The organism is Salipiger sp. ABN3_019, assembly GCF_056158605.1.
Map to the genome: position 1 here is coordinate 1,471,996 of NZ_JBSWTP010000009.1, position 24,293 is coordinate 1,496,288.

Genomic DNA, 24,293 nt, shown 5'->3' on the forward strand with positions numbered 1-24,293 from the left:
CATGACCGACACCGCAGCCCCCGCCCATGAACCGATGGGCCGTTTCGAACGCCTGCTGACCCTCTGGGTGGCGCTGGCTATGGTGGCGGGCATCGTCATCGGGCTGCTCGCGCCGGGGTTGGTGCAGGCCATCGCTGCAGCCGAGGTCGCCTCGATCAACCTCGTCGTCGCGGTGCTGATCTGGGCGATGGTCTATCCGATGATGGTGGGCGTGGACTTCGGCGCTGTCGCAGGGGTGGCGCGCCAGCCCAAGGGGCTGCTGGTGACGCTGGTGGTGAACTGGCTGATCAAACCCTTCACCATGGCGCTGCTTGCGGTGCTGTTCTTCGAGCATGTCTTCGCGCCTTGGATCGCCCCCGAGGACGCCGCGCAATATATCGCCGGGCTGATCCTGCTGGGTGCGGCCCCTTGCACGGCAATGGTCTTTGTCTGGTCGCAGCTGACGCGCGGCGATGCCACCTACACGCTGGTGCAGGTCTCGGTGAACGATCTGATCATGGTGGTGGCCTTTGCGCCCATCGTCGCCTTCCTGCTTGGCGTGACCGAGATCGCCGTACCGTGGAGCACGCTGGTGCTGGCCACCGTGCTCTATGTGGTGCTGCCGCTGCTGGCCGGGCTCGCGACGCGGCGGATGTTGGGCTCGCAGGAGGCGATCGACGCCTTCACCGCGAAGATCAAGCCGCTGTCGATGATCGGCCTCATTGCCACGGTCGCCATCCTGTTTGGCCTGCAGGGCGAGGTGATCCTCGCCAAGCCGCTGGTGATCGCGCTCATCGCCGTGCCGATCCTGATCCAGAGCTACGGTATCTTCGCGCTGGCCTATGGCGCGGCCTATGCGCTGAAGGTGCCGCACCGCATCGCCGCGCCCTGCGCGATGATCGGCACCTCGAACTTTTTCGAACTGGCGGTGGCCGTGGCGATCAGCCTCTTCGGCCTCAACTCCGGCGCGGCGCTTGCCACCGTGGTCGGCGTGCTGGTCGAAGTGCCGGTGATGCTCTCGCTGGTGGCATTCGCCAACCGCACCCGCGCGCGTTTCCCGAGCGCGCAATGACGATGACCAAGGATTCAGACATGGCCAACACGCCCAATATTTCCCAAGAGTGCTTCCGCCCGGTCGAGCCGGCGGCGCTGTTCCCCGCGACGCGCAGCACGCACAAACCGCGCATCCTCATCCTCTACGGCTCGCTGCGTGAGCGCAGCTTCTCACGCTTCACGGCGGAAGAGGCGGGGCGGCTGCTGGAGACATTCGGCGCCGAGGTGCGCATCTTCGATCCGCGCGATCTGCCACAGACCGACACCACCGGGCCCGATCACCCCAAGGTGGCCGAACTGCGCGATCTGGTCACGTGGTGCGAGGGCATGGTCTGGTCCTCGCCCGAGCGGCACGGGTCGATGACCTCGATCATGAAAGCGCAGATCGACTGGATTCCGCTCTCGCTGGGCTCGGTGCGCCCGACGCAGGGCAAGACGCTGGCGGTGATGCAGGTCTGCGGCGGCTCGCAATCGTTCAACACCGTCAACCAGTTGCGCATCCTCGGGCGCTGGATGCGGCTGCTGACCATCCCGAACCAATCCTCGGTCGCCAAGGCATGGGACGAGTTCGATGAGGCGGGACGGATGAAGCCCTCGCCCTATTACAACCGCATCGTCGACGTGATGGAGGAGCTGGTGAAATTCACCCTGCTGACCCGCGACATCAAAGAGCATCTCGTCGACCGCTATTCCGAACGGGTGGAGAGTCATGCCGAGCTGTCGGCGCGGGTGAACCAATCCAAGGCCGCCTCGGAATGACCCGTCGCGCCGGGCGCTCCAGCCTATGACACATCCGCAGGGTGGAGCTTTCGCGGGCGGATTGGCCCGTGTCGGCGGCGGCATTGACCGGGCGTGGCGGGCCGTGGGGATCGACCCCCACGGTTTCGCGCAGCAACAGCCGGAGCGAGCAGAACGGCTGGCAATCTGGCTGCTGGGGGTCGGCGCCACCGTGGGCTATGGCGCGCTCTATTACATCTTCGCCGCGCTGCTGCTCAGTTGGGAGAGCGTGCAGCCGTGGGGTGCCGAGGTCGGCAAGGGCTGGCTCACGCTCGCCTTCATGTGCGCAACGCTGACCGGCGCAGCCGTCTCGCCCTTTGCCGGGCGGATGGTGGACCGGGGCCGGGGGCGCTGGCTGCTGAGCGGCGGCATGGCGCTGGGGGCGCTGTCGCTGCTGCTGCTGGCGTCGGCGCAGAGCTACTGGGTGTTCCTGCTGGCATGGCTCGGCCTCGGCGTCGCCGAGGGCTGCTGCCTTTACGAGCCATGCTTTTCCTTCGTCACCCGCACCACTCATGAGCGCGCGCGGGCCAATATCACCCGCATCACGCTGGTGGCGGGCTTTGCCTCGACGCTGGCCTATCCCTCGGGCGCCTTTCTGGCCGAAGCCCTGGGCTGGCGCGGCGCGGTGCTGTGCTTTGCCGGGGCGGTGGTTCTGATCGGGCTGCCCGCGATGTTCGCGGGTGCGACGATGCTGGAATGCTGCCCCGAGGACGCCCACACCCCCGAGCGCCGGGCCGAAGACCGCGCGGCCTTTGTCGCGGCGCGTGCGCGCCCGGAATTCTGGCTGATCCTTATCGCCTTCTCGCTGATCGGGCTCGCCTATGCGCTGGTGCTGACCCATATCATGCCGATCCTCACAGACCGCGGGCTGAGCCTTGGACAGGCGGTTCTCGCGGCGTCGATGTTCGGGCCGATGCAGGTTGCCGGGCGCTTGGCGATGATGCTGGCGGGCCACCGGGCGTCGGGGCTGAAGGTGGCGGCGACCTCCTTTGGCGGCATCCTCTGTGCCATCGCTGTGCTGCTGTTCATCGTGCCCGCGGCGCCCTTGGCGGGGTTTGCCTTCGCGCTGCTCTTCGGCGCCAGCTTTGGCCTTGTCAGCATCCTCAAGCCGGTGGTCATGGCCGAAGTGCTGGGCCGCCGCGCCTTCGGCATGATCGCGGGGTTCATGGCGGTGCCGTTCCTGATCGTCGCCTCGGTGGCACCGCAGGCGGGGGCGCTGCTGTGGCGTGTTGGCGGCTACGATCTGGCGCTTGGCGTGGCGCTGGTGGCGGCGCTGCTGGCGCTTTTGGTGCTATTGGTCCTGATCCGGCGGTTGCGGCGCGGCTGGTGAGGCCTGTCAGGCCGCCAATTCGCGCCCCAAAAACTCCAGAAGCTCCTGCACCCGGCGCGCGCCATTGCCGCGCTGGGGCGAGACCGCGTAGAGGTTGGTCGCCTCGTCGGTGAACGCGTCCAATGCGGTCTCCAGCCGTCCGGCGGCCAGATCGTCGGCAATGTCAAAGCTGGATTTGTTGACCACCCCGGCACCGGCCACCGCCCATTCGCGCAGGGTCTGACCGTCGTTCACCTGCCGGTTGCCCATGATCCGAACACGGAACCGGCTGCCATTCTCGCGAAAGCCCCAATAGGCCTGCAGCCCGCTCGGCCCGCCCAGCACGAGGCAATTGTGCTGGGCCAACTCGCGCGGGTGGCTGGGTTTGCCGTGATGACGCCAATACTCGGGCGCGGCGCAGACGCATTTGCGCCCGCGCAGCAGCAGCCTTGCGCGCAGGTCCGAGTCCTGCAGCGGGCCGGTGCGGATGCCGATGTCGAACCCGCCTTCGACAAGATCGACCACCTGATCGCTGAGCAGCATCTGGATCGTCAGCCCCGGATGCAGCCGCATGAACCGGTCGACCAGCGGCGCCACCCGCTGCCGGCCGAAGTCATTGGTGGCGGTGAGCCGTATCTCGCCCGAGAGCGGCCCCTTGTCGGAAAAGCCGGTCATCACATCATCGACGTCCGACAGGATACGGCGGCATTCCCCCAAGAACCGCTCGCCCTCGGGGGTGAGCGAAAGCTGCCGCGTGGTGCGCAGCATCAGCTGGGTGCCGAACATATCCTCGAGCTGCTTGAGCCCATGGGTCACCGTCGACGGCGCGACCCCCCAGCTGCGCGCTACGGCAGAGAGGTTTCCGGCTTCGGCGATCGCCATGAAGAGCCGCATTTGGCGCAGCGTGTCCATTGTTCGATTTCCTCGAAAAGAGCTTTGGATGAAATGGCCATTTCATCCCTCAGTCGAATTCTATCTCTTGCAGAGCGGGTGACCAGACCCGCAAGCACAGAAGTTTCAGGAGGCTCCATGCCGCAACACCACGCGCTTGTCGCCGGCGGACTTGGCGTGATCGGACGCAATCTCGTGACCCATCTGGCCGACGAGCTTGGCTGGCAGGTCACCGCGATCTCGCGCCGGACGCCGGATTTCGACACCGCCGCCCGCTATGTCTCGACCGATCTGCGCGACGCCGAGGCAACCCGCGCCGCGCTCGCCGAGGCGGGCCCGTTCACCCACGTCTTCTACGCCGCCTATCAAGAGCATGACGACCCCGCCGAGCAGGTGAGCGCCAACCTCGAGATGCTGCGCAACTGCGTCAGCGCGGCGGCGGAGGTCTCACCCGAGTTGCAGCGCGTGCTGCTCTTTGAGGGGGCGAAATACTACGGCGCGCATCTTGGCGCGTTTCCCACCCCGGCGCATGAGGACGACCCGCGCGTCATGCCGCCGATGTTCTACTACGATCAGGAGGATTGGCTCACCGCCTACGCCGAGGGCAAGCCTTGGGAATACGTGGTGATGCGCCCCGACGTGGTCTGCGGCTTTGCCATCGGCAACCCGATGAACCTTGCCATGGTGATCGCGGTCTATGCCGCCATCTGCAAGGAACTGGGGATGCCGCTGCGCTTTCCCGGCTCGGCCACATGCTACGGCAAACTGGCGCAGCTCACCGATGCGGCGCAATTGGCCGAAGGCTCTGCATGGGCCGCGACCGAGGCACCGGCGGGCACCGCCTACAATCTCACCAACGGCGACATCTTCCGCTGGAGCCATCTGTGGAAGCGCGTCGCCGCGCATCTGGATATGGACCTCGCCGAGCCGATGCCGATCTCGCTCAGCGAGATGATGGCCGACAAGGGCCCGCTGTGGGAGGAGATGAAAGCCAAATACGGCCTCCTCGACGTGCCCTTCGAAAAGATCGCCGCATGGGGCTTTGGCGACTTCATCTTCAACTGCGAGTGGGACGTGATCTCCTCCACCACACGCATTCGTCAGGCCGGTTTCGGAACCGTCGTGGACAGTGAGGAGATGGTTCTGAGACTGATTGACGAATTCAAAGAACGAAAGGTAATCCCATGACCGACAAGAAAAATTTCCGCGGTGTCGAGCACATTGGCATCACCGTTCCGGCCTATGAGAACGCCGTCGCTTTCTTCGAGAAGGTCTTTGGCGCCGAGGTGCTCTACTCGCTGGTGACCAAAGCCGGTGATCCGCTCAGCGCCGAAGAGATCGGGTCCAAGAACGGCCTGCTGAAAGGCACCGCGATCGTGGCCGTCTCGATGCTGCGCTTCCACAATGGCCCCAACCTCGAGATCTTCGAGATCGACCGCCCGCGCGGCGAGGGCAAGGCCAGCATCTCGGACCTCGGCATCAGCCACTTCAGCGTCACCGTCGAGGACGTCGAGCAGGCCGCGCGTGATTTCGCCGCTGCCGGAGGCCAGATGCTGGAGGGGCCGTATGACCTTGGCGGTCAGGAAGAGGGGCCAGGCAATCGCGGCGTCTTCGGTCTCACGCCTTGGGGTCTGCTGATCGAGTTCGAACAGCTTCCCGCGCCGATGCACTACGATGGCTCGCCGGACGCCAAGCGCTGGCTGCCCGAGCCGCTGCACAGCAAAGAGGAGGCCTGAGATGAGCCTCAACGGCAAAACCGTTCTGGTGCTCGGCGGCTCGTCGGGCATCGGGTTCGGCGTCGCGAAGGCGGCGCAGGAGGCGGGCGCCAAGGTGACCATCGCCTCGCGCAGCCAAGAAAAGATCGACGCGGCGCTGGACCGGCTCGCGGCAGGCGCGGCGGGTGTGACGCTCGACACCGGCGATGCCGAGGCGCTGGAGCAATTCTTCGGCAAGAACGGGCCTTATGACCACATTTTCTGCTCGGCCTCCTCGACCAAGGTCGCGGCGGTGCGTGAGCTGCCGCTGGAGGACGCCTATGCCTCGTTCAACTCGAAGTTCTGGGGCGCTTACCGGCTGGCGCGCGCGGCGAAGATCCGTGACGGTGGCTCGCTGACCTTCACCTCGGGCTTTCTGTCGGTCCGGCCCAAACCCGGTGCCGCGATCCAAGGCGCGATCAACGCCGCGCTCGAAGGGCTTGCGCGCGGGCTGGCGCTGGAACTGGCGCCGGTGCGGGTCAACTGCGTCTCGCCCGGCCTGATCAAGACCGAGATGTACGACACGCTCGAAGGCGACGGGCGCAAGGCGATGTTCGACGGCGCGGCCGAGAAGCTGCCGGTGGGGCAGGTGGGTCTGCCCGAGCATATCGCCCTGCAGGCGCTCGCCTTCATGCAGAACCCCTATATGACCGGCTCCACCGTCTTTGTCGAAGGCGGCGGCGCGCTGGTCTGACAGATCAAAGGAGAGACGACATGCAAAAGAAATCCCTTGGCAGCACCGGCTTCGATATCTCGCCCATCGTCTTCGGCGGCAACGTTCTGGGCTGGACCACCGATGAGGCAGAGAGCTTTCGCGTGCTCGACGCTTTCATCGACCACGGCTTCGACACGATCGACACCGCCGACGTCTATTCGGCTTGGGTCGATGGTCACACGGGCGGCGAGTCCGAGACCGTGCTGGGCAAATGGTTCGCAGCGCGCCCCGGCATGCGCGACAAGGTGAAGATCTTCACCAAGGTCGGCTCCGACATGGGCGGCGAGGGCGAGAAGGGCCTTGGCGAGGCGTGGATTCTCAAGGCCGTGGACCGCTCGCTGGAGCGCATGCAGATCGAGACGATCGACTTATACTTCTCGCATTGGCCCGACCCGGAAACGCCGCATGAGGTGACGCTGGGCGCTTATGACAAGCTGCTGAAGTCCGGCAAGATCCGCGCCATCGGTGCCTCGAACTACGATGCCAAGCTGCTGGGCGATGCGCTGGCGGCCTCGAAGGACAAGGGGCTTCCCGCCTATCAGGTGATCCAGCCCGAATATAACCTCTTCGACCGCGGCGCCTTCGAGGGGCCATTGCAGACGCTCTGCACCGAGAACGATATCGGCGTGGTCACCTACTTCAGCCTCGCCGCCGGGTTCCTCAGCGGCAAATACCGCTCGGAGGCCGACCTCAAGGGCCGCCAGCGCGCCGGAATGGTCGAGAAATACCTCACTGAGCGCGGCATGAAGCTGCTCGACGTGCTCGAAGATGTGGCCAGCGCGCATGGCGCCAAGCCTGCCGAAGTGGCGCTGGCGTGGCTCATCCACCGCGAGGGCGTCACCGCGCCGATCGCCAGCGCGACCAGCGTCACGCAGGTCGAAAGCTTCGCCAAGGCGGCCTCGCTGAAGCTGTCGGAGGAGGACATGGCGCGGCTCACCGCAGCCTGAGCTTCAGAAACCCGCGCTGCCCCCTGATGCCTTCGTCTAGATGAAAATATCCCGGGGGAGCCCGCCACAGGCGGGCGGGGGCAGCGCCCCCAAACGGCCTTCCGCCGCGGTCCGCTCAGCGGGCCGCGGCACAGGCGTTTCAGCAATTCTCGCCGATGAGAATCTCGAACGGCAGCGAGGTCTGCACTTCCGCGCCCGACTTGCCGCCTTCCAGCAGGCGCACCATGGCGTGTACCGCCTCGCGGGCGATGGCCTCGCCGGGGTGCGACAGGATCATGTCGATCCGTCCCGAAACCAGCGCCGAGCGGGTGCGCTCGGTGAGTTCCGTACCGATCAGCAGCGGCGGGCGATCATGGCTGCGCAGCGCCTCTGCGGCCCCTTCAAGCCCGCCCCCGGCCAGCATGATGGCGGCAAGATCGGGATGCTCGTGCAGCAGCGCCGTCACCACCTGCTGCGCGCGCGTATCGCTTTCGTCGGTGCTGGGCGCTTCGAGGATGCTCAGGCCCGAGCCGGTCGCGCCTTGGATAAAGGCGCGGAAACTGGCGGCGTGGGATTGCTGGCACAGATAGCGCGGGTTGCCGGTCATCAGCGCGACCTTGCCGCCCTGCGGGCAGAAGCGCTGCACGAACCAGCCCGCTGAGCGTCCGAGTTGCCAGTCGTTGGAGCCGACAAAGCCGCGGCGGTGCTTGGACGAGATATCCGACAGCATCGCCACCACGGGAATGCCGCGCGCGTGGAGCTCCTCGACCGCCATATTGACTTGTGGATGGTCGATGCAGACGGCGGCGATGGCGTCGCATTTCTCGCCAAGTGCCAGCAGCGCCTCGGCGGTGCGTTCGGGGCAGGGGCCCGAGATATGCGAGAAGATCGCGCGGCCCTGCACGCTGGTCAGCCCGGCGATCTCGCGGCTGATCTGCTGGCTCATCAACTCATAGTACAGCCGCGAGCGGTCATTTAGCAGAAAGCCGAAGCTGCGGGCGGGCGCCTCGATGCCACGGCGGCTGCGGATCGAGCCGACGGCGTGAAAGCCGATGCGCTCTGCGGTGGCCAGCACATGTTCGACGGTGGCGGGCTTTACCTTGCCGCGTCCGCTGAGGATGCGGTCGATGGTAGAGACGCTGACATGCGCCTCGCGGGCAAGGTCGGAAATGGTGAGTTGCATGGACGGGGCGGCCTTTTGCGCAAACGATAGCAGGATCCCCTCCCTCGCGTCACCTTCTAGGGCAGGCATGGTGGGCATTGCAATCCCGTCGTACTGCTGAGGGAAAGACCCTCATCGTGACGTGATCTTTCTTTCATTTCGACGCGCCATGAGGGAAAGCCGGATCCGCGGCACACCTTTGCATACGGCTCCCTTGTGGCGCGCGCCGCGACCACATACCGCAGGGGCAGCCCCCGGCGGCGGCGGATTCCTCCCATATCCGATGTGCGCCGCCGGGAGCTTCACCCCGCGCGTTCCGGCCCCGGCGCGCCCGGCGACCTCCCATGGGGCCACGGCCACCTTTGTGGCCGGTCCAAGCCAGATATGTTGCCGCCGTCCGATCCAGTCGTAGCGGGCCGCCTTGCCTCGCCTGCGCGTGGCGGGTCTTTCCGGCCTTCTTCGTCCGGCCCGGACATCGGTACACAGCCAAGAGGTGTTCCGTATGAACCGAAGAGAAGCGCTGTTCTCGCTCGGCTCGATGGCCGCCGCAGGGGGGCTCGCCTCCCGCGCCGGTGCTGTCGAACTGCGTGGCGTGCCCAAGCCCACCGAGATGTCCGCCGACCACCTGCCGACTCCCGCCCGCACCGGCGGCGGCTTCCGGGTGCTGACCGAAGAGACCGACCAGAAGACCGTCAAGGCCGTCTTCGATCGTCTGATCCCCGCGGATGACTTCGGTCCCTCCGCCTCCGAAGCGGGGTGCCTCGAGTTCCTCGACGACCAGCTTTCCGGCGACTACGGCGCGGGCAAAGCGCTCTACCTGCAGACGCCGCTGCGCCCCGAGATCGAAGAAGAGATCATGGGCTCGCCGCAGTTCCTCGCCACCCCGCGCGAGCGCTACGAGACCGGCCTCAAGGCGCTCGAAGCCTACGCGCAGGAGAATGACCAAGCGGCGTTCCACGCGCTCTCGCCTGACCGGATCGACGAGATCCTGACCGGGCTGGAAGCGGGCGAGATCAGCCTCGGCGACGATGTCGACGGTCAGGCCTTTTTCGAGCTGATGCTGCAGAACGCGCGTGAAGGCTATCTGGCCGACCCGCTCTATGGCGGCAACCGCGACATGGCGGGCTGGAAGATGATCGGCTTCCCGGGCGCGCGCTACGACTACCGGCCCTATGTGGATCGGCGCAACGAGGACCTGGGCCTGACGCCCGTCAGCCTCATCCCGAACGACTAAGGCCAAGGAGACACCAACAATGGCAAATGAACGTCCCAAGGCCGACGTGGTGATCGTCGGTCTCGGCTGGGCCGGATCGGTCATGGCCGAAGAGCTGACCCGCGCGGGCCTCAACGTGGTCGCCATCGAGCGCGGCGCATGGCGCGACACGTCGACCGACTTCCCCCCCGCCGTCGACCCCGACGAGCTGCGCTGGCACACCCGCCGCGAGCTGCTGCAGCCGATGAGCGTGGAAACCACCACCTTCCGCAACAAGACCGGCCAGCAGGCCGCCCCGGTGCGCAACTGGAACGCCTTCCAGTTCGGCTGGAACGTCGGCGGCGCTGGCACCCACTGGGCCGGCATGTCCTGGCGCTTCCTGCCCTGGGATTTCGAGGTCGCGACGCAGACCGCCGAACGCTACGGCCAAGAGCGCCTCGACGGGCTGATGGGCGAGGGGCTGCAGCTGCAGGACTGGGGAGTCACCTACGAAGAGATGGCGCCCTATTACGATCGCTTCGAGCGCATCGCCGGCACCTCGGGCAAGGCGGGCAATCTCAACGGTGAGAAGATCAAGGGCGGCAACGTCTTCGAGGGCCCGCGCGAGCGCGAGTACCCGACGCCGCAGCTCAAGGACACCAACTGGATGTCCATGTACCGCGACACCACCGAGGGCATGGGCTACAACCCGTTCACCATCCCGGCGGGCAACATCAGCCAAGCCTATGTGAACCCGCTGGGCGTCACCATGGGGCCGTGCACCTACTGCGGCTTCTGCGACTTCCACGGCTGCGGCAACTTCTCCAAGTCGAGCCCGCAGGCCTGTATCCTGCCCGCTCTGATGCGCCGCCCGAACTTCACCGTGCTGACCGAGACCGAAGTGCTGCACGCGGTGAAGCACGAAGATGGCAAGACGGTGAAGGGCGTGAAGTTCATCACCCGTGAGGGCGAGGAAGGCTTCCAGCCCGCGGACGTGGTCTGCATCACCGCCTATCAGATGGACAACGTCCGCCTGATGCTGCTGTCGGGCATCGGCCAGCAATACGATCCGAGCACCGAGCGCGGCACCATCGGCCGTAACTACAGCTATCAGACCTGTTCGTCTGTCACCGGCTTCTTCTCGGGCGCCAAGATGAACCCGTTCATCGGCGGCGGCGCGCTTGGCGTGCAGATCGACGATTTCAACGGCGACAACTTCGACCACAGCGATCTCGACTTCATCGGCGGCGCTGGGATCATGGGCTATTCGACCAACGGTCGTCCGATCGCCAACATGAACGCCATCCGTCCGGGCAACAAGCGCTGGGGCTCGCAGTGGAAAGAGGCCTATGCCCGTGACTATCAGGAGGTGGCCAACATCTTCTGTCAGGGCACCTCGATGCCGACGCGCGACGCCTACCTGTCGCTCGATCCGACCTACAAGGACCGCCACGGCCAGCCGCTGCTGCGCCTGACCTTCGACTGGAACCGCAACGACAAGTCGATGATCGACTACACGACGCAGAAAGCCATCGAGATCATGCGCGAGGCGGGCGGCGAGGACATCATGGTCGACAATCAGGCCGAAGCCTCGTGGAACCCCTACAAGCAGCACAGCTCGCACACGATCGGCGGTCTGGTGATGGGCTCGAACCCCGCCACCTCGGCGCTGAACCCGTATCTACAGAGCTGGGATTGCCACAATGTGTTCTCGGTCGGCGCCTCTGCCTTCCCGAACAACGGCGGCTACAACCCGACGCTCACCGTGGGTGCGCTCGCGGTCCGCGCGGCGCGCGCGATCCACGAGACCTACATCAACAACCCCGGCCCGCTGGTGGAGGCATAACCCATGGCAAAATGGATCAAGATCGCAGGCGGCGTTGTCGTCGTCGCGGCCATCGGCGCCGGTGGTTGGGCCTGGAACTCGCTGAACACCTCGCGCTCCAATGTGGCCGACGACAGCGTCACGCTGGCCGAGTTCACCTCTGACGATGCCGAGGCTATCGAGCGTGGCGAGTATGTCATGCGGATGGGCGACTGCGCGGCCTGCCACACCCGCGAAGACGGCGAGTTCGCAGGCGGCTATCAGATCGCGACGCCTTTCGGCACGCTGGTCTCTTCGAACATCACGCCCGATGCCGAGACCGGCATCGGCGGGATGACCGAGAAGGACTTCTTCAACGCGATCCGTCAGGGCATCGGCCAGCATGGCATGCTCTACCCGGCGATGCCCTACACCGCCTACGCCAAGTTCACCGACGAAGACATGCATGACCTTTGGGCCTATATGTCGACGGTGGAGCCGATCTCGAACGACATCGACGAAAACGGCGGCATGCCGTTCCCGTTCAACATCCGTCTCGCCATGGCGGGCTGGGACATGCTGTTCTTCGACAACGAGGGCTTTGAGCCGGTCGCGTCGGAAAGCGATGATTGGAACCGCGGCAAATACATCGTCGACGGCGGTGGTCACTGCGCCGCCTGCCACAGCCCGCGCAACGCGCTGGGGGCCGAGGTGGCCAGCGCCTATCTGCAGGGTGGCAACATCGGCGATTGGTATGCGCCCGACCTGACCCAGAACCCGCATGTGGGTCTGGGCGGCAGCTCGGCCGAGGACATCGCGTCCTATCTCAAGACCGGCTCGGACGGCGTTGCGGTGGCGGCTGGCCCGATGGCCGAGGCCGTCGAGCACTCGCTGCAGTACCTGACCGACGAGGACGCGCTGGCGGTGGGCACTTATCTCACGGCGCTTCCGGCCTCCGATACGCCGGCTCCGGCGGCGGCAAGCCTTGGCGATGCTGATACCGCGCGGCTGGCGGATGTCTATGAGGTGAACTGCTCGGCCTGCCACGGTCTGCAGGGTGAGGGCATCAAGGGCATGGTCCCGGCCTTCGCTGGCAACCACGGCCTGCTGACCGACCCCACCAACATGATCCACGTGATGCTGAAGGGCGCCCGCGCGGCGCACAGCCACACGGCGGAGACGGCGGCGGGCATGCCCTCTTTCGCATGGAAGATGGACGACGAGGACATCGCCGAGATCCTCACCTATGTGCGCAACAGCTGGGGCAACGCCGGCGAAGCGGTCTCCGCGGGCAAGGTCGGCGAAATGCGCGAGCAGCTTGGCGCGCGCGAGCCGCTGTCGAACCCCGGTTCGTGATCGGTTGATCGCTTGAGACGCGAAGGGCCGCCCTAATGGGGCGGCCCTTTTTCGTTGTGGACCTCAGGCCAGGACCCTCGGGCCCGGGCGAGGTGGCGCGCGGCCACTGACCTGCACCCTCGCTGGCGCGGCCAGCAAAGATGCGCGAATGAGCCCAGATCGCCGGGGGTCTCAGAAACGGCGGCGCGGTTGCGGGTGCCCGGTCAGCGCCTCCCAGAAGGCGTCGGCGCGCTTTTCGAAGGTGGCGGCGTCGCGGGCGTCGCTCTGGTAGAAGGCGCCCTGCGCCACGCCCGGAGCGTATTCCTGTTCGACCCAGCCGCGTGGGTCGTCATGCGGGAATTTATAGCCCACATGGCCAAGGCTCTCGGCGCCCTTGTAATGCGCGTCGCGCAGATAGAGCGGCACCGCAGCGGGCGGCGCGCTGGTGACATGGCCGAGCGCCGCGCCGATGCCGCGCGTCACCGAACCCGATTTCGGCGCGCGCGCCACATGCAGCGCCGCATGGGCGAGGATAAGCTGGCACTCGGGATAGCCGATCTTCTCGACCGCCTGCGCGGCGGCCACGGCGGTCTGCAGCGCGGTATTGTCGGCAAGGCCCACGTCCTCGGAGGCGTGGATCATGATCCGCCGGGCGATGTAGCGCGGGTCTTCGCCGCCATGGATCAGCCGAGCCAGCCAATAGAGCGTCGCGTCGGGGTCCGAGCCACGCATGGATTTCACGAAGGCCGACACCACGTCGTAATGCTGATCGCCCGAGCGGTCGTGGTTGATCGCCGCCGCCTCATAGGCCTCGGCGATCATCTCGTCGCTGATGGTGACCGCGCCGTCATGTCCGACAGCCAAGCTTTCGAGTGTGGTCAGCGCGCGCCGCGCGTCGCCCCCCGAGCGCCCGGCGATGAGCCGCCGCTGCTCGGGCCGCAGGCTGACCTTGATGCCCTGCGCCGCTAGATGGTCGACGCCGCGCTGCACGACCTCTTCCATCTCTTCGATGCTCAGCGGTTCGAGCTTGAGGATGGTCGAGCGCGAGACCAGCGCGGGCGGCAGCGCGTGGTAAGGATTGCCGGTGGTGGCTCCGACGAAATCGGCGGTGCCTTCCTCGCAGATCGACAGCAGGTCGTCCGCCTGCGTGGCCGAGAAGCGGTGCACCTCGTCGACGAAGATCAGCAGCGGACGAATGCGCGCCTCATCGGCGATCTTGCGCAACTCCTTCACCCCGTCGCGGGTGGCGTGCAGCGGGCGGAACTCTTTGCCGAGCATATTGCCCACCGCGCGGGCGATGGTGGTCTTGCCGATGCCCGGCGGGCCGTAGAGGATCAGGCTGCCGAGCGCGTTCGCCGCGATCCGGCGGCGCAGGATAGAGCCCGGTTTCACAAGCTTGGGCTGGCCGATGATGTCGTCCAGCGTCTCGGGGCGCAGCGCAGCGGCCAGCGGGGTGCGGCCAAGCCGGGGGCCGGTGTCGAAAAGATCGCTCATGCTCAGGCCTCATCTGCGGGCATTGCTTGATGCGCTAGCAGATCAAGCGGGGGCGGGCAAATGCGGGCTGATCGGCATATCAATCTTGGTTGTAGCCTCTGTCCTTCGCACGCCGACCTGCTAGACATTTCCGCAACTTGGCGTGCGCGCAACGGTACGCCCTTTCTCGACGCCCATCCAAGGAGTGCCCGATGACCGATTATGTCTTTGCCCCGCAAGAAACCCCCAGTGTTGCCGTTGCAGGCAGCGAGGCGCGTTTTCCGCTGCGCCGCATCTTCTGCGTCGGGCGCAACTACGCCGAGCACGCGCGGGAAATGGGCCATGATCCCGACCGCGAGCCGCCGTTCTTCTTCGACAAGCCGATCGACACGATCGCCGAGGCCGGGGACGCCATTCCCTATCCGCCCGCGACCGCCGATCTGCACCACGAAGGCGAGTTGGTCGTCGCGCTGGGGCAGGGCGGTGTCGATATCTCCGAGGACAAGGCGCTGGAGTGTGTCTGGGGCTATGCCGCGGGCATCGACCTGACCCGCCGCGACGTGCAGGCCGAGGCCAAGAAGAAGGGCCGCCCGTGGACCATGGCCAAAGGGTTCGACTACGCCGCCGTTTGCGGTCCGGTGCACCCGGTGGCGCAGGTCGGCCATCTGGACAAGGGCACGCTGCGGCTGGCGGTGAACGGCGAAGAGCGGCAGAACGGCGATATGGCGCAGATGATCTGGTCGGTGCCCGAGGTGATCTCTTACCTCTCGGGGCTGGTCGAACTGAAGGCGGGGGACCTCATCTACACCGGCACACCCGCCGGGGTCAGCGCGCTGGAGCGCGGCGATACCTGTGTGGTCGAGATCGAGGGTCTGGCACCGCTGGAAATCAGCATCGGCTGAGCCGACCCCCGCAGGCCCGAAACGGCAAAGCGCCAGCCCGAGGGGCTGGCGCTTTTGTTTTGGTCTCTCTGCCCGCGGGCCGTGTCAGCGTCTGCGGAATTCCGTCCAGATGAACAGCGCCCAGGCGGCGATCACCATCAGGGCCAGACCGGCCCATGTGAGCGCGTAGCTCAGATGGGCATTGCGGAAGCTGACGACCGTCTGCCCGCCGCGCGGCCATGCCTGCGCGTCATCGCCCATGTCCTGATCGACGAAATAGGGCGCGGCCTTCTCGAAGCCTTTGGTCGAGGTGATCGAGCCGATGTCGCGGCGGTACCATTGGCCGTTCTCGGGGTCATTGTCGCGCGAGAAGAGCCAGCCCTCGCTTTCCGATATGCGCAGCAGGCCGGTGACCGTCTGTTCGCCCTCGGGCGCGTCGCGCGTGGCGGGGTCTTTCAGCCGCTCCGGCACCAGCCCGCGGTTGACCATCACCACGGTGCCGTCGTCGCGGCGCAGCGGGGTCAGGATCCAATATCCGGGGCCGAAGTCGGCGGGGGTGTAAATCTGTACTTCCTCATCGTTGAGGAAGGTGCCGCTCAGAGAGACATGCCGGTATTCGGCGCTCTCGGCGGTGATCCCGGCCCAGTCGTCCGGGCCGGGGGCGGGGACGGGCGCAGCATGGACGCGCGCCTCGACCCTCTCGATAAGGGCGACCTTCCAGTGCAGGCGCTGAACCTGCCAGATCGCCAGCGAGGTGAAACCGACGAGAGCCGCCAGCGCCACCAGCGTGACCGCAATGATGAGCGGCCAGCGGCGGCGCTGCACGCCGGGCTTATGCGCCGCCGCCGCGCCCATCAGTTGTGACCTTCGTGCGCGCCGGACATGCTTGCGCCCGGGGTGGCTTCGGAATCCATCACCATGTTGCCTTCGCTCATCGGCATCATGTTGGCGTTCATGTTGTGCATGACCCAGAGCGAGCCTGCCAGAACGATGCCGACGATGACCACCGCAAGAACGGTGGCCGCCATGGTCCAGCCGCCTTCATTGTCGCTCTTGAGGTGCAGGAAATACACCAGGTGAACGATGATCTGGATCGCGCCCAGGCCCATGATGATGCCGATCAGCCAGGTCCGCGACATGTCGCTTTCCATCATGACCAGCGCGAAGGGGATGACGCTGAGGATCACCGCTAGGGCAAAACCGGTCATCAGCGTGCGCATGGTGCCGTGCGATGCTTCGGAATGTGCGCTCATCAGATCAACCTCACCAGATAGACGAAGGAGAACACCCCGATCCAAACCAGATCGAGGAAGTGCCAGAACATGCTCAGCGTCGAGAGGCGCTGCATGTTGGCTGGGATCATGCCCTTCATGCGGATCTGGGCGATCAGCACGCAGAGCCAGATCAGGCCAGCGGTCACGTGCAGACCGTGGGTGCCGACCAGCAGGAAGAAGGCCGACAGGAAGCCCGAACGGTCAGGGCCCGCGCCGATGTGGATCAGGTGATGGAATTCGTAGACTTCCATCCCGATGAAGCCGAGGCCCAGCACGCCGGTGATCACCAGCCACAGGGTGGTGGCGTCCATGTCGTGCTTTTCCGCCTTCAGCATGGCAACGCCGAAGGTGACCGAGGAGAACAGCAGCAGCGCCGTCTCGATGGCCACGAAGCCCGGCTCGAACAGGTCTTTCGGACCCGGACCGCCGGCGAAGTTGTTGCCCAGCACCGCATAGGTCGCGAAGAGCGATGCGAAGATGATGCAGTCGCTCATCAGGTAGATCCAGAACCCGATGGGCGTGGGGCTCTCGTGGTGATGATCGGGGTGGTGGTCGGGGCCCGCAGGCCCCTCCACTCGTCCGGTCAGCGGAGTGTCAAGCATGGTCATGCTGCACCTCCCTTCGCTTCTTTCTCAGCGACGGTTGCCGCCGGGATCCAGTGATCCTGATTGTAGTTGAAGGTATGCGCGATGGTGGTCGCGATCATGCCGATGAACGAGATCGCGGCGAGCCACCAGATGTACCAGATCATCGCGAAACCGAAGACCAGAGCCATGGCGGCGACGATGACGCCGGTGGCCGTGTTATTCGGCATGTGGATGTCGTGGTAGCTGGTGGACCACTTGAAGCCGTCCTGCTTCATCTTCCAGAAGGCGTCGCGGCCGGTGACCACCACGTCCTGCGGGAAGTTGTAGTTTGCGGGCGGCGACTGGGTTGCCCAATCGAGGGTGCGCGCATCCCACGGGTCGTTGCCGCAGGCCAGTTCCTTGCGCCGCATGATCGACACGGCGAAGTTGATGAAGCCGCAGGCGATACCGATGGCGATCAGCACCGCGCCGAAGGCGGCGACGATGAAGTAGATCTGCCACGCCTGATCCATGTAGCTCTGCAGACGGCGGGTCACGCCCATCAGACCGAGCGCATAGAGCGGCATGAAGGCGAAGTAGAAGCCGATGCACCAGAACCAGAAGGTGCGGCGTCCCCATTTGTCGTCCAGCTTGAAGCCGAAGGCCTTGGGCCACCAGAAGGTGACGGCGGCATAGACCCCGAACACCACGCCGCCGATGATGACGTTGTGGAAGTGGGCGATGAGGAACAGCGTGTTGTGCAGTTGGAAGTCGACCGGCGGAACCGCCAGCAGAACACCGGTCATGCCGCCGATGGCGAAGGTCACGATGAAGCCGGTGGTCCAGAGCATCGGCACTTCGAAGCGCACGCGGCCCTTGTACATGGTGAACAGCCAGTTGAAGACCTTAACCCCGGTGGGCACCGCGATGATCATCGTGGTGATGCCGAAGAAGGTGTTCACATTGGCGCCGGAGCCCATGGTGAAGAAGTGGTGCAGCCACACGATGAAGGACAGCACCATGATGCAGGCGGTCGCCCAGACCATGGTCTTGTAGCCAAAGAGCGGCTTGCCCGAGAAGGTCTGCACGATTTCCGAGAACACGCCGAAGATCGGCAGGATCAGGATGTAAACCTCGGGGTGACCCCAGATCCAGATCAGGTTCACATACATCATGGCGTTGCCGCCAAGATCGTTGGTGAAGAAGTGGAAGCCGAGGTAACGGTCGAGCGTCAGCATGGTCAGCGTGGCGGTCAGCACGGGGAAGGCTGCCACGATGAGCACGTTGGTGCAGAGCGCGGTCCAGGTGAAGACCGGCATGTCGAAGAGCTTCATGCCCTTGGCGCGCATCTTGAAGATGGTTGCCAGCAGGTTCACGCCCGAAAGCGTCGTGCCCACACCGGCGATCTGCAGCGCCCAGAGGTAGTAGTCCACGCCCGGCCCGGTGGAGAAGGCCGATCCCGACAGCGGCGGGAAGGCCAGCCAGCCGACACGTGCGAACTCACCGATGAAGAGCGAGATGTTAACCAGCAGCGCGCCAGCCACAGTCATCCAGAACGAGAAGTTGTTCAGGAAGGGGAAGGCCACGTCGCGGGCACCGATCTGCGTCGGCATGACGTAGTTCATGATGCCGGTGATGAAGGCCATCGCCACGAAGAAGATCATGATCACGCCGTGGGCGGTGAAGACCTGATCGTAGTGGTGCGGGGGCAGGTAGCCCTCGGCGCCGCCAGCCGCCATGGCCTGCTGAGCGCGCATCATCAGCGCGTCGGCAAAGCCGCGGATGAACATGATGAAGCCAAGCACCATATACATGATGCCGATCTTCTTGTGGTCGACGCTGGTGATCCAGTCACGCCAGAGCGGACCCCAGAGCTTGAAGTAGGTCATCAGGACCAGCGCGACGAGGCCGCCCAGAACGATGGCCGAGAAGGTGCCGACAAGGATCGGCTCGTGGTACGGAATCCAGTCGAGAGTCAGCCGGCCGAAAATCGGCGACCAGGTCTCGGGGGCTTGGACATGCGCTTCAGTTGCCATGCTGCGCCTCTCCCTCGTGGGTGTTCATCGACAGCTTGTCGCTGTCATCGTGAGTGTCGTGCGCCGGTGCGGCAGGCTCGGACGGCGTGCCGATCAGGTTGCCGAAACCATCGACTGCACGCTGATCGTCATACTCGTACTTGTGCTTGTCGCCGATGCCAGCGAGGCCGCCGCCACCCTGTTCGTCCTGCATCATCATCTGATCCATGCAGACCTTGCCCTGCTCGACGCAGAGGCCGCGGATGCGGTCGAAGAGGCCGTCGTCGACAGCGCTGTAGTACTGCACGTCAGCATCCATCGTCGGCTTCTCGAGCTCGAGGTAGGCGTCGCGGGTCAGCGCGTCATCCGATGCGCGGGCTTTTTCGACCCACTGGTCGAAGTCCGCATCGCTCATCGCCTCGGTGTCGAAGTGCATTTCGGCAAAGCCCGGGCCGTTGTAGTGCGCGGCCTGACCGAAGAAGGTGCCTTCTTCGTCTGCGATGAGGTGCAGCTTCGTCTCCATGCCGGCCATGGTGTAGATCATGCCGCCGAGCGCGGGGACCGAGAAGGTGGTCATCACGGTCGAGGAGGTCAGGCGCAGGTTCAGCGGACGACCGGCGGGAACCGCCAGTTCGTTCACCGAGGCGACGCCCAGCTCGGGGTAGATGAACAGCCATTTCCAGTCGAGGGACACGACCTCAACTTCGAGCGGCTCGCCGATCTCGGTGCCGATTTCCGTCGCTTCGAGCGGACGGTACGGGTCGAGACGGTGGGTGTAGATGTAGGTGTAGACGCCAAGGATGGCGACGATGATGATCGGCACGCCCCACAGCACATACTCCAGACGGGTGGAGTGCGCCCAGTTGGGGGCGTAGTCGGATTGATCGGGGCGATCTGCGCGGTAGCGCAGCGGGAACCAGATGGCCATGAAAATGACCGGGATGATCACGATCAGCATGAGCAGGGTCGAAATGACCAGCAGATCACGCTGCTCGGCGGCCACCCAGCCCGACGGTGCAAGCACGTCGTACTGGCATGCCGACAGGCTCGCGACCGCTCCCAACAGGATCGGAATTTTGAACGATAGTCTCAAGTCAGCCTCGCAAGTCTTTCCGGGCTGACGGAGTGAGAGGAGGAGGCCAGCCCGGGAGAAGAGTTCGGGCGCACTCAGCACGGGCGCGTCCGGTAAAGGTGGCACGCGCGTAGAATGCTGCGAGCGCGAACCGAATAGGTCATTCCGTCGCACATATTTGCCGATCAGCTATCCGTGACGGAACGTGCGGCGCGGCGACTCGTTCACCGCGCGCGCTGGAAATAGACCGGGAAAGTGCGTACTTTCTAGCGAAAACATGCGGAAAGCCGCACGATTTTCTCGCCGCTGCAGCATCGCAGAACCGGCAGTTCCTTGCCGTCATCTGCAGCTTGCGAAGTTTCCGCCGGTAAAACTGACACAAAAAATTGAACAAGAGATGCCGCGACTTGCATGGTTTCGGCGGCGAAAGATGCACAAATGGGCTGCGGGTTCCCGCAAGTGTCGCGGGCTTACTGGCAAAGATTTGCCGGCGCTTGGCTGCCCTTTGGGAATGGTCTAAGCCAGCCTCAAGCGGACCGCAGCAGCAGGGCCGCATGACACAGATCCATGCCCACAGGAGCGCCTGCCTTGTCCGAAGCCCCCCAGATCACCGCCTTTGCCGCCGCACTGCAGCAATCTCACGCCTCCGGGCAGCGGTTCGCGCCCGAGACCGGCATGGCGCTGCCGCGTGACCGCGCCGAATGTCTTGCCGTGCAGCAGGCCGTCTCCGAGGCGCGCGGCGCGGTCGCAGGGTTCAAGGTCGGGGCCGGGAAGGGCGCGCTTGCGCCTACCGTGGCACCTATTGCGGCAGCCGATGTGGTGGCCACCGGCGGTGTGGCGAAAACCCGCGATCAGCTGGGCATCGAGCTGGAAGTGGGCTTCGAGCTTCTCAAGCCGCTGCCCGCCGCAGGCCTGCCCGAGCCGGTGCAAGAGTATTTCGCGCCGCGCGTGGTGATCGAACTGGTGGACACCCGCCTTGACGGCGAAGCGGCCTCCGATCCGGCGCTGAAGCTGGCGGATATGCAGATCAACGCGGGCATGGTGCTCGGTCCGCGACTCGAGGATTGGGACGGCAGCGATTTTGGCACCGTGGCGGCGTGGTGCGATGCGGGCGAGACGCGCCTGCTGGACGGCGAGGCGAATGTGCCCGGAGGCTCGGCGCTCGCCAACCTCGGGCTGCTCTGCGAGGTACTGGGCGATCACTGCGGCGGTCTGCAGCCGGGGCAGGTGGTGATCACCGGCTCGCTCTGTGGGCTGCCCTATTTCCCCGCCGGGACCGAGGTGTCGGGCCGTATCGAGGGGCTGGGCGAGGTTTCCGTGACGCTGGCCTGAGCAGGCCACGCGCCCAAGGCGACACCGAAAAAGGCCCGGCGATTGCCGGGCCTTTTGCTTTGGGGGGGTCTGCGTTCAGGCTGCGCTCAGCGCAGGTAGGTCATCGGATCGACGCTGTCGAACCCTTTGCGAACCTCGAAGTGCAGGAAGGCGGGATCGGCGGCGCGGACCGAGCCGATGGTCTGGCCACGGCTCACCGCATCGCCTTTCTTGACCTGCAGCCCGTCGAGATGGGTGTAGATCGACAGCAACTCGTCGGCGTGACGAATGACCACGATCTGCACGTTCTCGGTGTTGCGGGTGATCGCCGCGACGGTGCCGCTGGCTGCGGCCTTGACCGCGCTGCCCGCGGGGGCCGAGATGTCGATCCCCTCGTTCTTGCCCTTCGAATACTCGCGCACGATCGAGCCGTTCACTGGCATCGCCATCACCGCGTTGGAATTGGTCGCGGCGGCCTGCCCGATGTCGGCGACCGGCTTGGCGGGGGTGCTTGCGGCGCTGGCGGTCTGCACCGCGCGCGACGGCTCGTCCTGCGGCAGCGGCTGGCTGGCAGAGGGCGGCTGCGGCGTCGGCGAGCCGCTCCCCGGCGAGACGGTCACGCGCTCGGCGCGGGTGCCCTGTTCCTCGACCACGGGGATCAGCAGATACTGGCCTTCGCGCAGGGTGAAATTGGCGTCGAGCCCGTTCCATTCGCCCAGCGACTTCGGCGTCACGCCGTAGAGACGAGCGATGGTATAGGCGGTCTCGCCGCGCTGCACCTTGTGGCGGATCGGCTCGGTGCCTGTGGCCGCGGTGCTGCCGGTGGGCGCGGGGGCCAGCGTCGAGGAGGTGACGGTGGCGGCGCGCGACGGCGTCGTGGTGGGGGCGCTGTCGATGGCGTTTCCGGCCAGAGTGGCGATATCGACGTTGCCGCCGGTGGGCTCGGCCACGCGGCGCGGCAGGGCGAGCACCTCACCGTCGCGCAGCACGTCGTCCGCCTGCATGCCGTTGTAGCGCGCAAGCTCGCCCGCGGGCAGGCCGACGCGGCTGGCCACAGCGGCGACACTGTCGCCGCGGCGGGCCACGGCCACCTGATAGTTGGGGTAGGAGATCACGCCGCGGGCGTCGGGCGCGGGGCGGTCGGCGGTGCTGGCGGCGAGGGCCGCCTGCGAGGTGTCCACCGTGCCGCCCATGCGGCCGCGCATGTCATAGTCGAGCGGACCCGAGCAGGCCGCCAGCAGGGCGGCTGCGGCCAGCGGCCCGGCGATGCGGGCGGCGGAATTGCGGAGGCTGTCGTCCATCTGTCTCGATCCTCAACTGCGCCCCTTGTCCCGGGGCGTCTCGTAAATCTGCTTCGGGTGGCGGTCAGCTCTCTCTGGCCAGACCTTCCACCAGCGGCACGAAGCGCACGGGGCGCAGCTCGTCATAGTCAAAGCCCTGTTCCGTGCGCGTCACCCGGATGAGGTGTTGCACGGTGTCGGACTGCCCCACGGGCAAGACCATGATACCGCCAATCCGCAGCTGGGCCAAGAGCGGGCCGGGAGGGTCCTCGGCGGCGGCGGTCACCAGAATGCGATCAAAGGGTGCTTGGTCCTGCAGGCCAAAGCTGCCGTCGGCGGTGAATGCGGTGATGTTCGACAGATCGAGCGCGTCAAAGACCTTGCGCGCCTCGACGACCAGCCTGCGGTGGCGGTCCACGGTATAGACGCGCCGGGCCAGCTGGCTGAGGATCGCGGCCTGATAGCCAGAGCCGGTCCCCACTTCGAGCACCTTGTCGCGGTTCGACACGTTCAGCGCCTGCGTCATCAGCCCGACGACCGAGGGCTGCGAGATGGTCTGCCCGCAGGGAATGGGCAGCGGCATGTCCTCATAGGCGCGGTCGGTGAAGTAGCCCTTCACGAAGAGCCCGCGGTCGATCTTTTCCATCGCCTCGAGCACGAGGCTGTCGGTGACCCCGCGCGAGCGCAGGGCAAAGAGGAGCTGCATTTTGGCTTCTGCGTCGAAACTCATGCGAAGGCATCCTCCAGCCCCGCAAGTGCGTCATGGGCGGTGAGGTCGGCGCGCATGGGCGTGACCGAGATATAGCTTTCGAGGTTGGCGGCGGCATCGGTGCCCGCGGGCGCGGGCTGGCGCTGGTCGCCGCCCCGTATCCACAGGAAGCGCCGCCCTGAAGGCGACATATGCGGCTCTACCGCGTAATTGGTGCCAGCCCGGCGGCCCTGCGGCACGACGCGGGTGCCCAGAACTTCACCGGCGGGGCAGGGCGGAAAGTTGACGTTCCAGAACAGCCGGTAGTCGCCATCGGATTTGGTGCCCGAGGCAAGGATGCGGCGGACCACCTCGGCGCCATGGGTGGCAGCGCCTTCAAAGGGGTTTTCCAGCTCGCGGGTGCGCGGCCCGAGGTATTGCGACAGGGCGATCGACGGCAGCCCCTGCAGCGCGCCTTCCATGGCGCCACCAAGCGTGCCGGAATAGAGCGCGTTCTCTGCCGAGTTGTTGCCGCGGTTGACCCCCGAAAGCACCAGATCGGGCGGGCAGTCCTTCATCACGTCATGCAGACCGGCAAGCACGCAGTCGGCGGGGCTGCCCTCGGCGGCCCAGCTGCGCGGACCCATCTGCGCGATCATCATCGGATGGGTGTAGCTGATGCAATGGGCGACGCCGGATTGCTCGAAGGCCGGGGCGACGGTCCAGACCTCGCCCTCGGGCCCGGCAACCTCTTCGGCGATGGCCTGCAGAACGGCGAGGCCCGGAGCGTTGATGCCGTCGTCATTGGTGATGAGAATGCGCATGGATTGGGTCCC

At 65.8% G+C, this 24,293-nt stretch carries 23 protein-coding genes; 12 read left to right on the plus strand and 11 right to left on the minus strand.

What is annotated here, in order from left to right:
* Position 1: 1 nt before the first annotated feature.
* The 3 genes from arsB to ACXAD2_RS15295 are packed head-to-tail and all read left to right on the plus strand — an operon-like array spanning position 2 to position 3,139.
* Positions 2–1,051 (plus strand): ACR3 family arsenite efflux transporter, encoded by a 1,050-nt coding sequence (gene arsB, locus ACXAD2_RS15285; protein ID WP_475171652.1) that lies wholly within the window; start codon positions 2–4, stop codon positions 1,049–1,051.
* Positions 1,052–1,071: 20 nt separating this feature from the next.
* Positions 1,072–1,791 carry an arsenical resistance protein ArsH gene (gene arsH / locus ACXAD2_RS15290; RefSeq protein ID WP_475171655.1) on the plus strand — a complete coding sequence of 240 codons (720 nt, stop codon included), beginning with the start codon at positions 1,072–1,074 and terminating at the stop codon, positions 1,789–1,791.
* Between the two features lie 25 nt (positions 1,792–1,816).
* Positions 1,817–3,139 carry an MFS transporter gene (locus ACXAD2_RS15295; protein WP_475171657.1) on the plus strand — a complete coding sequence of 441 codons (1,323 nt, stop codon included), beginning with the start codon at positions 1,817–1,819 and terminating at the stop codon, positions 3,137–3,139.
* A 6-nt stretch (positions 3,140–3,145) separates the two neighbouring features.
* Here the strand turns inward: ACXAD2_RS15295 and ACXAD2_RS15300 are convergent, their stop codons facing one another.
* Positions 3,146–4,030 (minus strand): LysR family transcriptional regulator, encoded by an 885-nt coding sequence (locus ACXAD2_RS15300; RefSeq protein WP_475171660.1) that lies wholly within the window; start codon positions 4,028–4,030, stop codon positions 3,146–3,148.
* Positions 4,031–4,147: 117 nt separating this feature from the next.
* Here ACXAD2_RS15300 and ACXAD2_RS15305 point away from each other — a divergent pair, with 117 nt between their 5' ends.
* From ACXAD2_RS15305 to ACXAD2_RS15320, 4 genes are read left to right on the plus strand one after another with little or no spacing between them, the layout of a single operon-like run.
* The gene (locus ACXAD2_RS15305; protein ID WP_475171661.1) at positions 4,148–5,197 is read left to right on the plus strand and encodes an SDR family oxidoreductase; all 1,050 of its coding nucleotides are present in this window, start codon (positions 4,148–4,150) and stop codon (positions 5,195–5,197) included.
* Positions 5,194–5,745 (plus strand): VOC family protein, encoded by a 552-nt coding sequence (locus ACXAD2_RS15310; protein ID WP_475171664.1) that lies wholly within the window; start codon positions 5,194–5,196, stop codon positions 5,743–5,745. Before ACXAD2_RS15305 ends, ACXAD2_RS15310 begins: the two co-directional genes overlap by 4 nt.
* A 1-nt stretch (position 5,746) precedes the next feature.
* The gene (locus ACXAD2_RS15315) at positions 5,747–6,457 is read left to right on the plus strand and encodes an SDR family oxidoreductase (protein WP_475171666.1); all 711 of its coding nucleotides are present in this window, start codon (positions 5,747–5,749) and stop codon (positions 6,455–6,457) included.
* A gap of 20 nt (positions 6,458–6,477) precedes the next feature.
* Positions 6,478–7,425 (plus strand): aldo/keto reductase, encoded by a 948-nt coding sequence (locus tag ACXAD2_RS15320; RefSeq protein ID WP_475171669.1) that lies wholly within the window; start codon positions 6,478–6,480, stop codon positions 7,423–7,425.
* 139 nt (positions 7,426–7,564) lie between these two features.
* Here ACXAD2_RS15320 and ACXAD2_RS15325 read toward each other — a convergent pair whose 3' ends face one another.
* Positions 7,565–8,587, minus strand: coding sequence for a LacI family DNA-binding transcriptional regulator (locus ACXAD2_RS15325; protein WP_475171670.1), 1,023 nt, complete (start codon positions 8,585–8,587; stop codon positions 7,565–7,567).
* Between the two features lie 481 nt (positions 8,588–9,068).
* Here ACXAD2_RS15325 and ACXAD2_RS15330 point away from each other — a divergent pair, with 481 nt between their 5' ends.
* Genes ACXAD2_RS15330 through ACXAD2_RS15340 form a run of 3 tightly spaced genes read left to right on the plus strand, consistent with a single transcriptional unit; the run spans position 9,069 to position 12,918 of the window.
* Positions 9,069–9,800 carry a gluconate 2-dehydrogenase subunit 3 family protein gene (locus ACXAD2_RS15330; RefSeq protein WP_066105398.1) on the plus strand — a complete coding sequence of 244 codons (732 nt, stop codon included), beginning with the start codon at positions 9,069–9,071 and terminating at the stop codon, positions 9,798–9,800.
* 19 nt (positions 9,801–9,819) lie between these two features.
* On the plus strand, positions 9,820–11,604 hold the full coding sequence (locus tag ACXAD2_RS15335; RefSeq protein WP_224899289.1) for a GMC family oxidoreductase: 1,785 nt from the start codon (positions 9,820–9,822) through the stop codon (positions 11,602–11,604).
* Between the two features lie 3 nt (positions 11,605–11,607).
* Entirely contained in the window at positions 11,608–12,918 is a 1,311-nt protein-coding gene (locus ACXAD2_RS15340; protein WP_475171672.1) for a c-type cytochrome, read from the plus strand.
* A 171-nt stretch (positions 12,919–13,089) separates the two neighbouring features.
* Here the strand turns inward: ACXAD2_RS15340 and ACXAD2_RS15345 are convergent, their stop codons facing one another.
* Positions 13,090–14,391, minus strand: coding sequence for a replication-associated recombination protein A (locus tag ACXAD2_RS15345; RefSeq protein WP_164182558.1), 1,302 nt, complete (start codon positions 14,389–14,391; stop codon positions 13,090–13,092).
* A 191-nt stretch (positions 14,392–14,582) separates the two neighbouring features.
* On the opposite strand from ACXAD2_RS15345, the gene ACXAD2_RS15350 reads away from it, so the two are divergent.
* Positions 14,583–15,272, plus strand: a complete 690-nt coding sequence (locus ACXAD2_RS15350) for a fumarylacetoacetate hydrolase family protein (protein ID WP_475171673.1) — start codon at positions 14,583–14,585, stop codon at positions 15,270–15,272.
* An 84-nt stretch (positions 15,273–15,356) separates the two neighbouring features.
* On the opposite strand, the gene ACXAD2_RS15355 is transcribed toward ACXAD2_RS15350, so the two are convergent.
* The 5 genes from ACXAD2_RS15355 to cyoA are packed head-to-tail and all read right to left on the minus strand — an operon-like array spanning position 15,357 to position 20,199.
* Positions 15,357–16,106 (minus strand): SURF1 family protein, encoded by a 750-nt coding sequence (locus ACXAD2_RS15355; RefSeq protein WP_475171675.1) that lies wholly within the window; start codon positions 16,104–16,106, stop codon positions 15,357–15,359.
* On the minus strand, positions 16,106–16,504 hold the full coding sequence (cyoD, locus tag ACXAD2_RS15360; protein ID WP_475171676.1) for a cytochrome o ubiquinol oxidase subunit IV: 399 nt from the start codon (positions 16,502–16,504) through the stop codon (positions 16,106–16,108). Before cyoD ends, ACXAD2_RS15355 begins: the two co-directional genes overlap by 1 nt.
* Positions 16,504–17,133: a cytochrome o ubiquinol oxidase subunit III gene (gene cyoC, locus ACXAD2_RS15365; RefSeq protein WP_412094002.1), complete on the minus strand. Its 630-nt coding sequence runs from the start codon at positions 17,131–17,133 to the stop codon at positions 16,504–16,506. The genes cyoD and cyoC overlap by 1 nt, the downstream gene beginning before the upstream one ends.
* Entirely contained in the window at positions 17,130–19,127 is a 1,998-nt protein-coding gene (cyoB, locus tag ACXAD2_RS15370) for a cytochrome o ubiquinol oxidase subunit I (protein ID WP_475171678.1), read from the minus strand. Before cyoB ends, cyoC begins: the two co-directional genes overlap by 4 nt.
* On the minus strand, positions 19,117–20,199 hold the full coding sequence (gene cyoA / locus ACXAD2_RS15375) for a ubiquinol oxidase subunit II (RefSeq protein WP_475171679.1): 1,083 nt from the start codon (positions 20,197–20,199) through the stop codon (positions 19,117–19,119). Before cyoA ends, cyoB begins: the two co-directional genes overlap by 11 nt.
* A 567-nt stretch (positions 20,200–20,766) precedes the next feature.
* On the opposite strand from cyoA, the gene ACXAD2_RS15380 reads away from it, so the two are divergent.
* Positions 20,767–21,510, plus strand: coding sequence for a hydratase (locus ACXAD2_RS15380; protein WP_475171681.1), 744 nt, complete (start codon positions 20,767–20,769; stop codon positions 21,508–21,510).
* Positions 21,511–21,596: 86 nt separating this feature from the next.
* On the opposite strand, the gene ACXAD2_RS15385 is transcribed toward ACXAD2_RS15380, so the two are convergent.
* The 3 genes from ACXAD2_RS15385 to surE form a co-directional block, all read right to left on the minus strand.
* Positions 21,597–22,790, minus strand: a complete 1,194-nt coding sequence (locus tag ACXAD2_RS15385; protein ID WP_224899309.1) for a LysM peptidoglycan-binding domain-containing M23 family metallopeptidase — start codon at positions 22,788–22,790, stop codon at positions 21,597–21,599.
* A gap of 64 nt (positions 22,791–22,854) precedes the next feature.
* Positions 22,855–23,499 (minus strand): protein-L-isoaspartate(D-aspartate) O-methyltransferase, encoded by a 645-nt coding sequence (locus ACXAD2_RS15390; protein WP_066105432.1) that lies wholly within the window; start codon positions 23,497–23,499, stop codon positions 22,855–22,857.
* Complete coding sequence (surE, locus tag ACXAD2_RS15395; protein WP_224899312.1) at positions 23,496–24,281, minus strand: 5'/3'-nucleotidase SurE; 786 nt, start codon at positions 24,279–24,281, stop codon at positions 23,496–23,498. Before surE ends, ACXAD2_RS15390 begins: the two co-directional genes overlap by 4 nt.
* Positions 24,282–24,293 lie beyond the last annotated feature (12 nt).

What these genes read in the sequence shown, in the direction of transcription:
- cyoC (WP_412094002.1), bottom strand. Translation starts at nt 17,133, where the DNA reads ATGACCATGCTTGACACTCCGCTGACCGGACGAGTGGAGGGGCCTGCG.
- ACXAD2_RS15390 (WP_066105432.1), bottom strand. Translation starts at nt 23,499, where the DNA reads ATGAGTTTCGACGCAGAAGCCAAAATGCAGCTCCTCTTTGCCCTGCGC.
- ACXAD2_RS15385 (WP_224899309.1), bottom strand. Translation starts at nt 22,790, where the DNA reads ATGGACGACAGCCTCCGCAATTCCGCCGCCCGCATCGCCGGGCCGCTG.
- arsH (WP_475171655.1), top strand. Translation starts at nt 1,072, where the DNA reads ATGGCCAACACGCCCAATATTTCCCAAGAGTGCTTCCGCCCGGTCGAG.
- cyoD (WP_475171676.1), bottom strand. Translation starts at nt 16,504, where the DNA reads ATGAGCGCACATTCCGAAGCATCGCACGGCACCATGCGCACGCTGATG.
- ACXAD2_RS15300 (WP_475171660.1), bottom strand. Translation starts at nt 4,030, where the DNA reads ATGGACACGCTGCGCCAAATGCGGCTCTTCATGGCGATCGCCGAAGCC.
- ACXAD2_RS15305 (WP_475171661.1), top strand. Translation starts at nt 4,148, where the DNA reads ATGCCGCAACACCACGCGCTTGTCGCCGGCGGACTTGGCGTGATCGGA.
- ACXAD2_RS15295 (WP_475171657.1), top strand. Translation starts at nt 1,817, where the DNA reads ATGACACATCCGCAGGGTGGAGCTTTCGCGGGCGGATTGGCCCGTGTC.
- ACXAD2_RS15340 (WP_475171672.1), top strand. Translation starts at nt 11,608, where the DNA reads ATGGCAAAATGGATCAAGATCGCAGGCGGCGTTGTCGTCGTCGCGGCC.
- ACXAD2_RS15355 (WP_475171675.1), bottom strand. Translation starts at nt 16,106, where the DNA reads ATGGGCGCGGCGGCGGCGCATAAGCCCGGCGTGCAGCGCCGCCGCTGG.
- arsB (WP_475171652.1), top strand. Translation starts at nt 2, where the DNA reads ATGACCGACACCGCAGCCCCCGCCCATGAACCGATGGGCCGTTTCGAA.
- ACXAD2_RS15345 (WP_164182558.1), bottom strand. Translation starts at nt 14,391, where the DNA reads ATGAGCGATCTTTTCGACACCGGCCCCCGGCTTGGCCGCACCCCGCTG.
- ACXAD2_RS15350 (WP_475171673.1), top strand. Translation starts at nt 14,583, where the DNA reads ATGACCGATTATGTCTTTGCCCCGCAAGAAACCCCCAGTGTTGCCGTT.
- ACXAD2_RS15335 (WP_224899289.1), top strand. Translation starts at nt 9,820, where the DNA reads ATGGCAAATGAACGTCCCAAGGCCGACGTGGTGATCGTCGGTCTCGGC.
- ACXAD2_RS15310 (WP_475171664.1), top strand. Translation starts at nt 5,194, where the DNA reads ATGACCGACAAGAAAAATTTCCGCGGTGTCGAGCACATTGGCATCACC.
- cyoB (WP_475171678.1), bottom strand. Translation starts at nt 19,127, where the DNA reads ATGGCAACTGAAGCGCATGTCCAAGCCCCCGAGACCTGGTCGCCGATT.
- ACXAD2_RS15320 (WP_475171669.1), top strand. Translation starts at nt 6,478, where the DNA reads ATGCAAAAGAAATCCCTTGGCAGCACCGGCTTCGATATCTCGCCCATC.
- ACXAD2_RS15325 (WP_475171670.1), bottom strand. Translation starts at nt 8,587, where the DNA reads ATGCAACTCACCATTTCCGACCTTGCCCGCGAGGCGCATGTCAGCGTC.
- surE (WP_224899312.1), bottom strand. Translation starts at nt 24,281, where the DNA reads ATGCGCATTCTCATCACCAATGACGACGGCATCAACGCTCCGGGCCTC.
- ACXAD2_RS15330 (WP_066105398.1), top strand. Translation starts at nt 9,069, where the DNA reads ATGAACCGAAGAGAAGCGCTGTTCTCGCTCGGCTCGATGGCCGCCGCA.
- ACXAD2_RS15315 (WP_475171666.1), top strand. Translation starts at nt 5,747, where the DNA reads ATGAGCCTCAACGGCAAAACCGTTCTGGTGCTCGGCGGCTCGTCGGGC.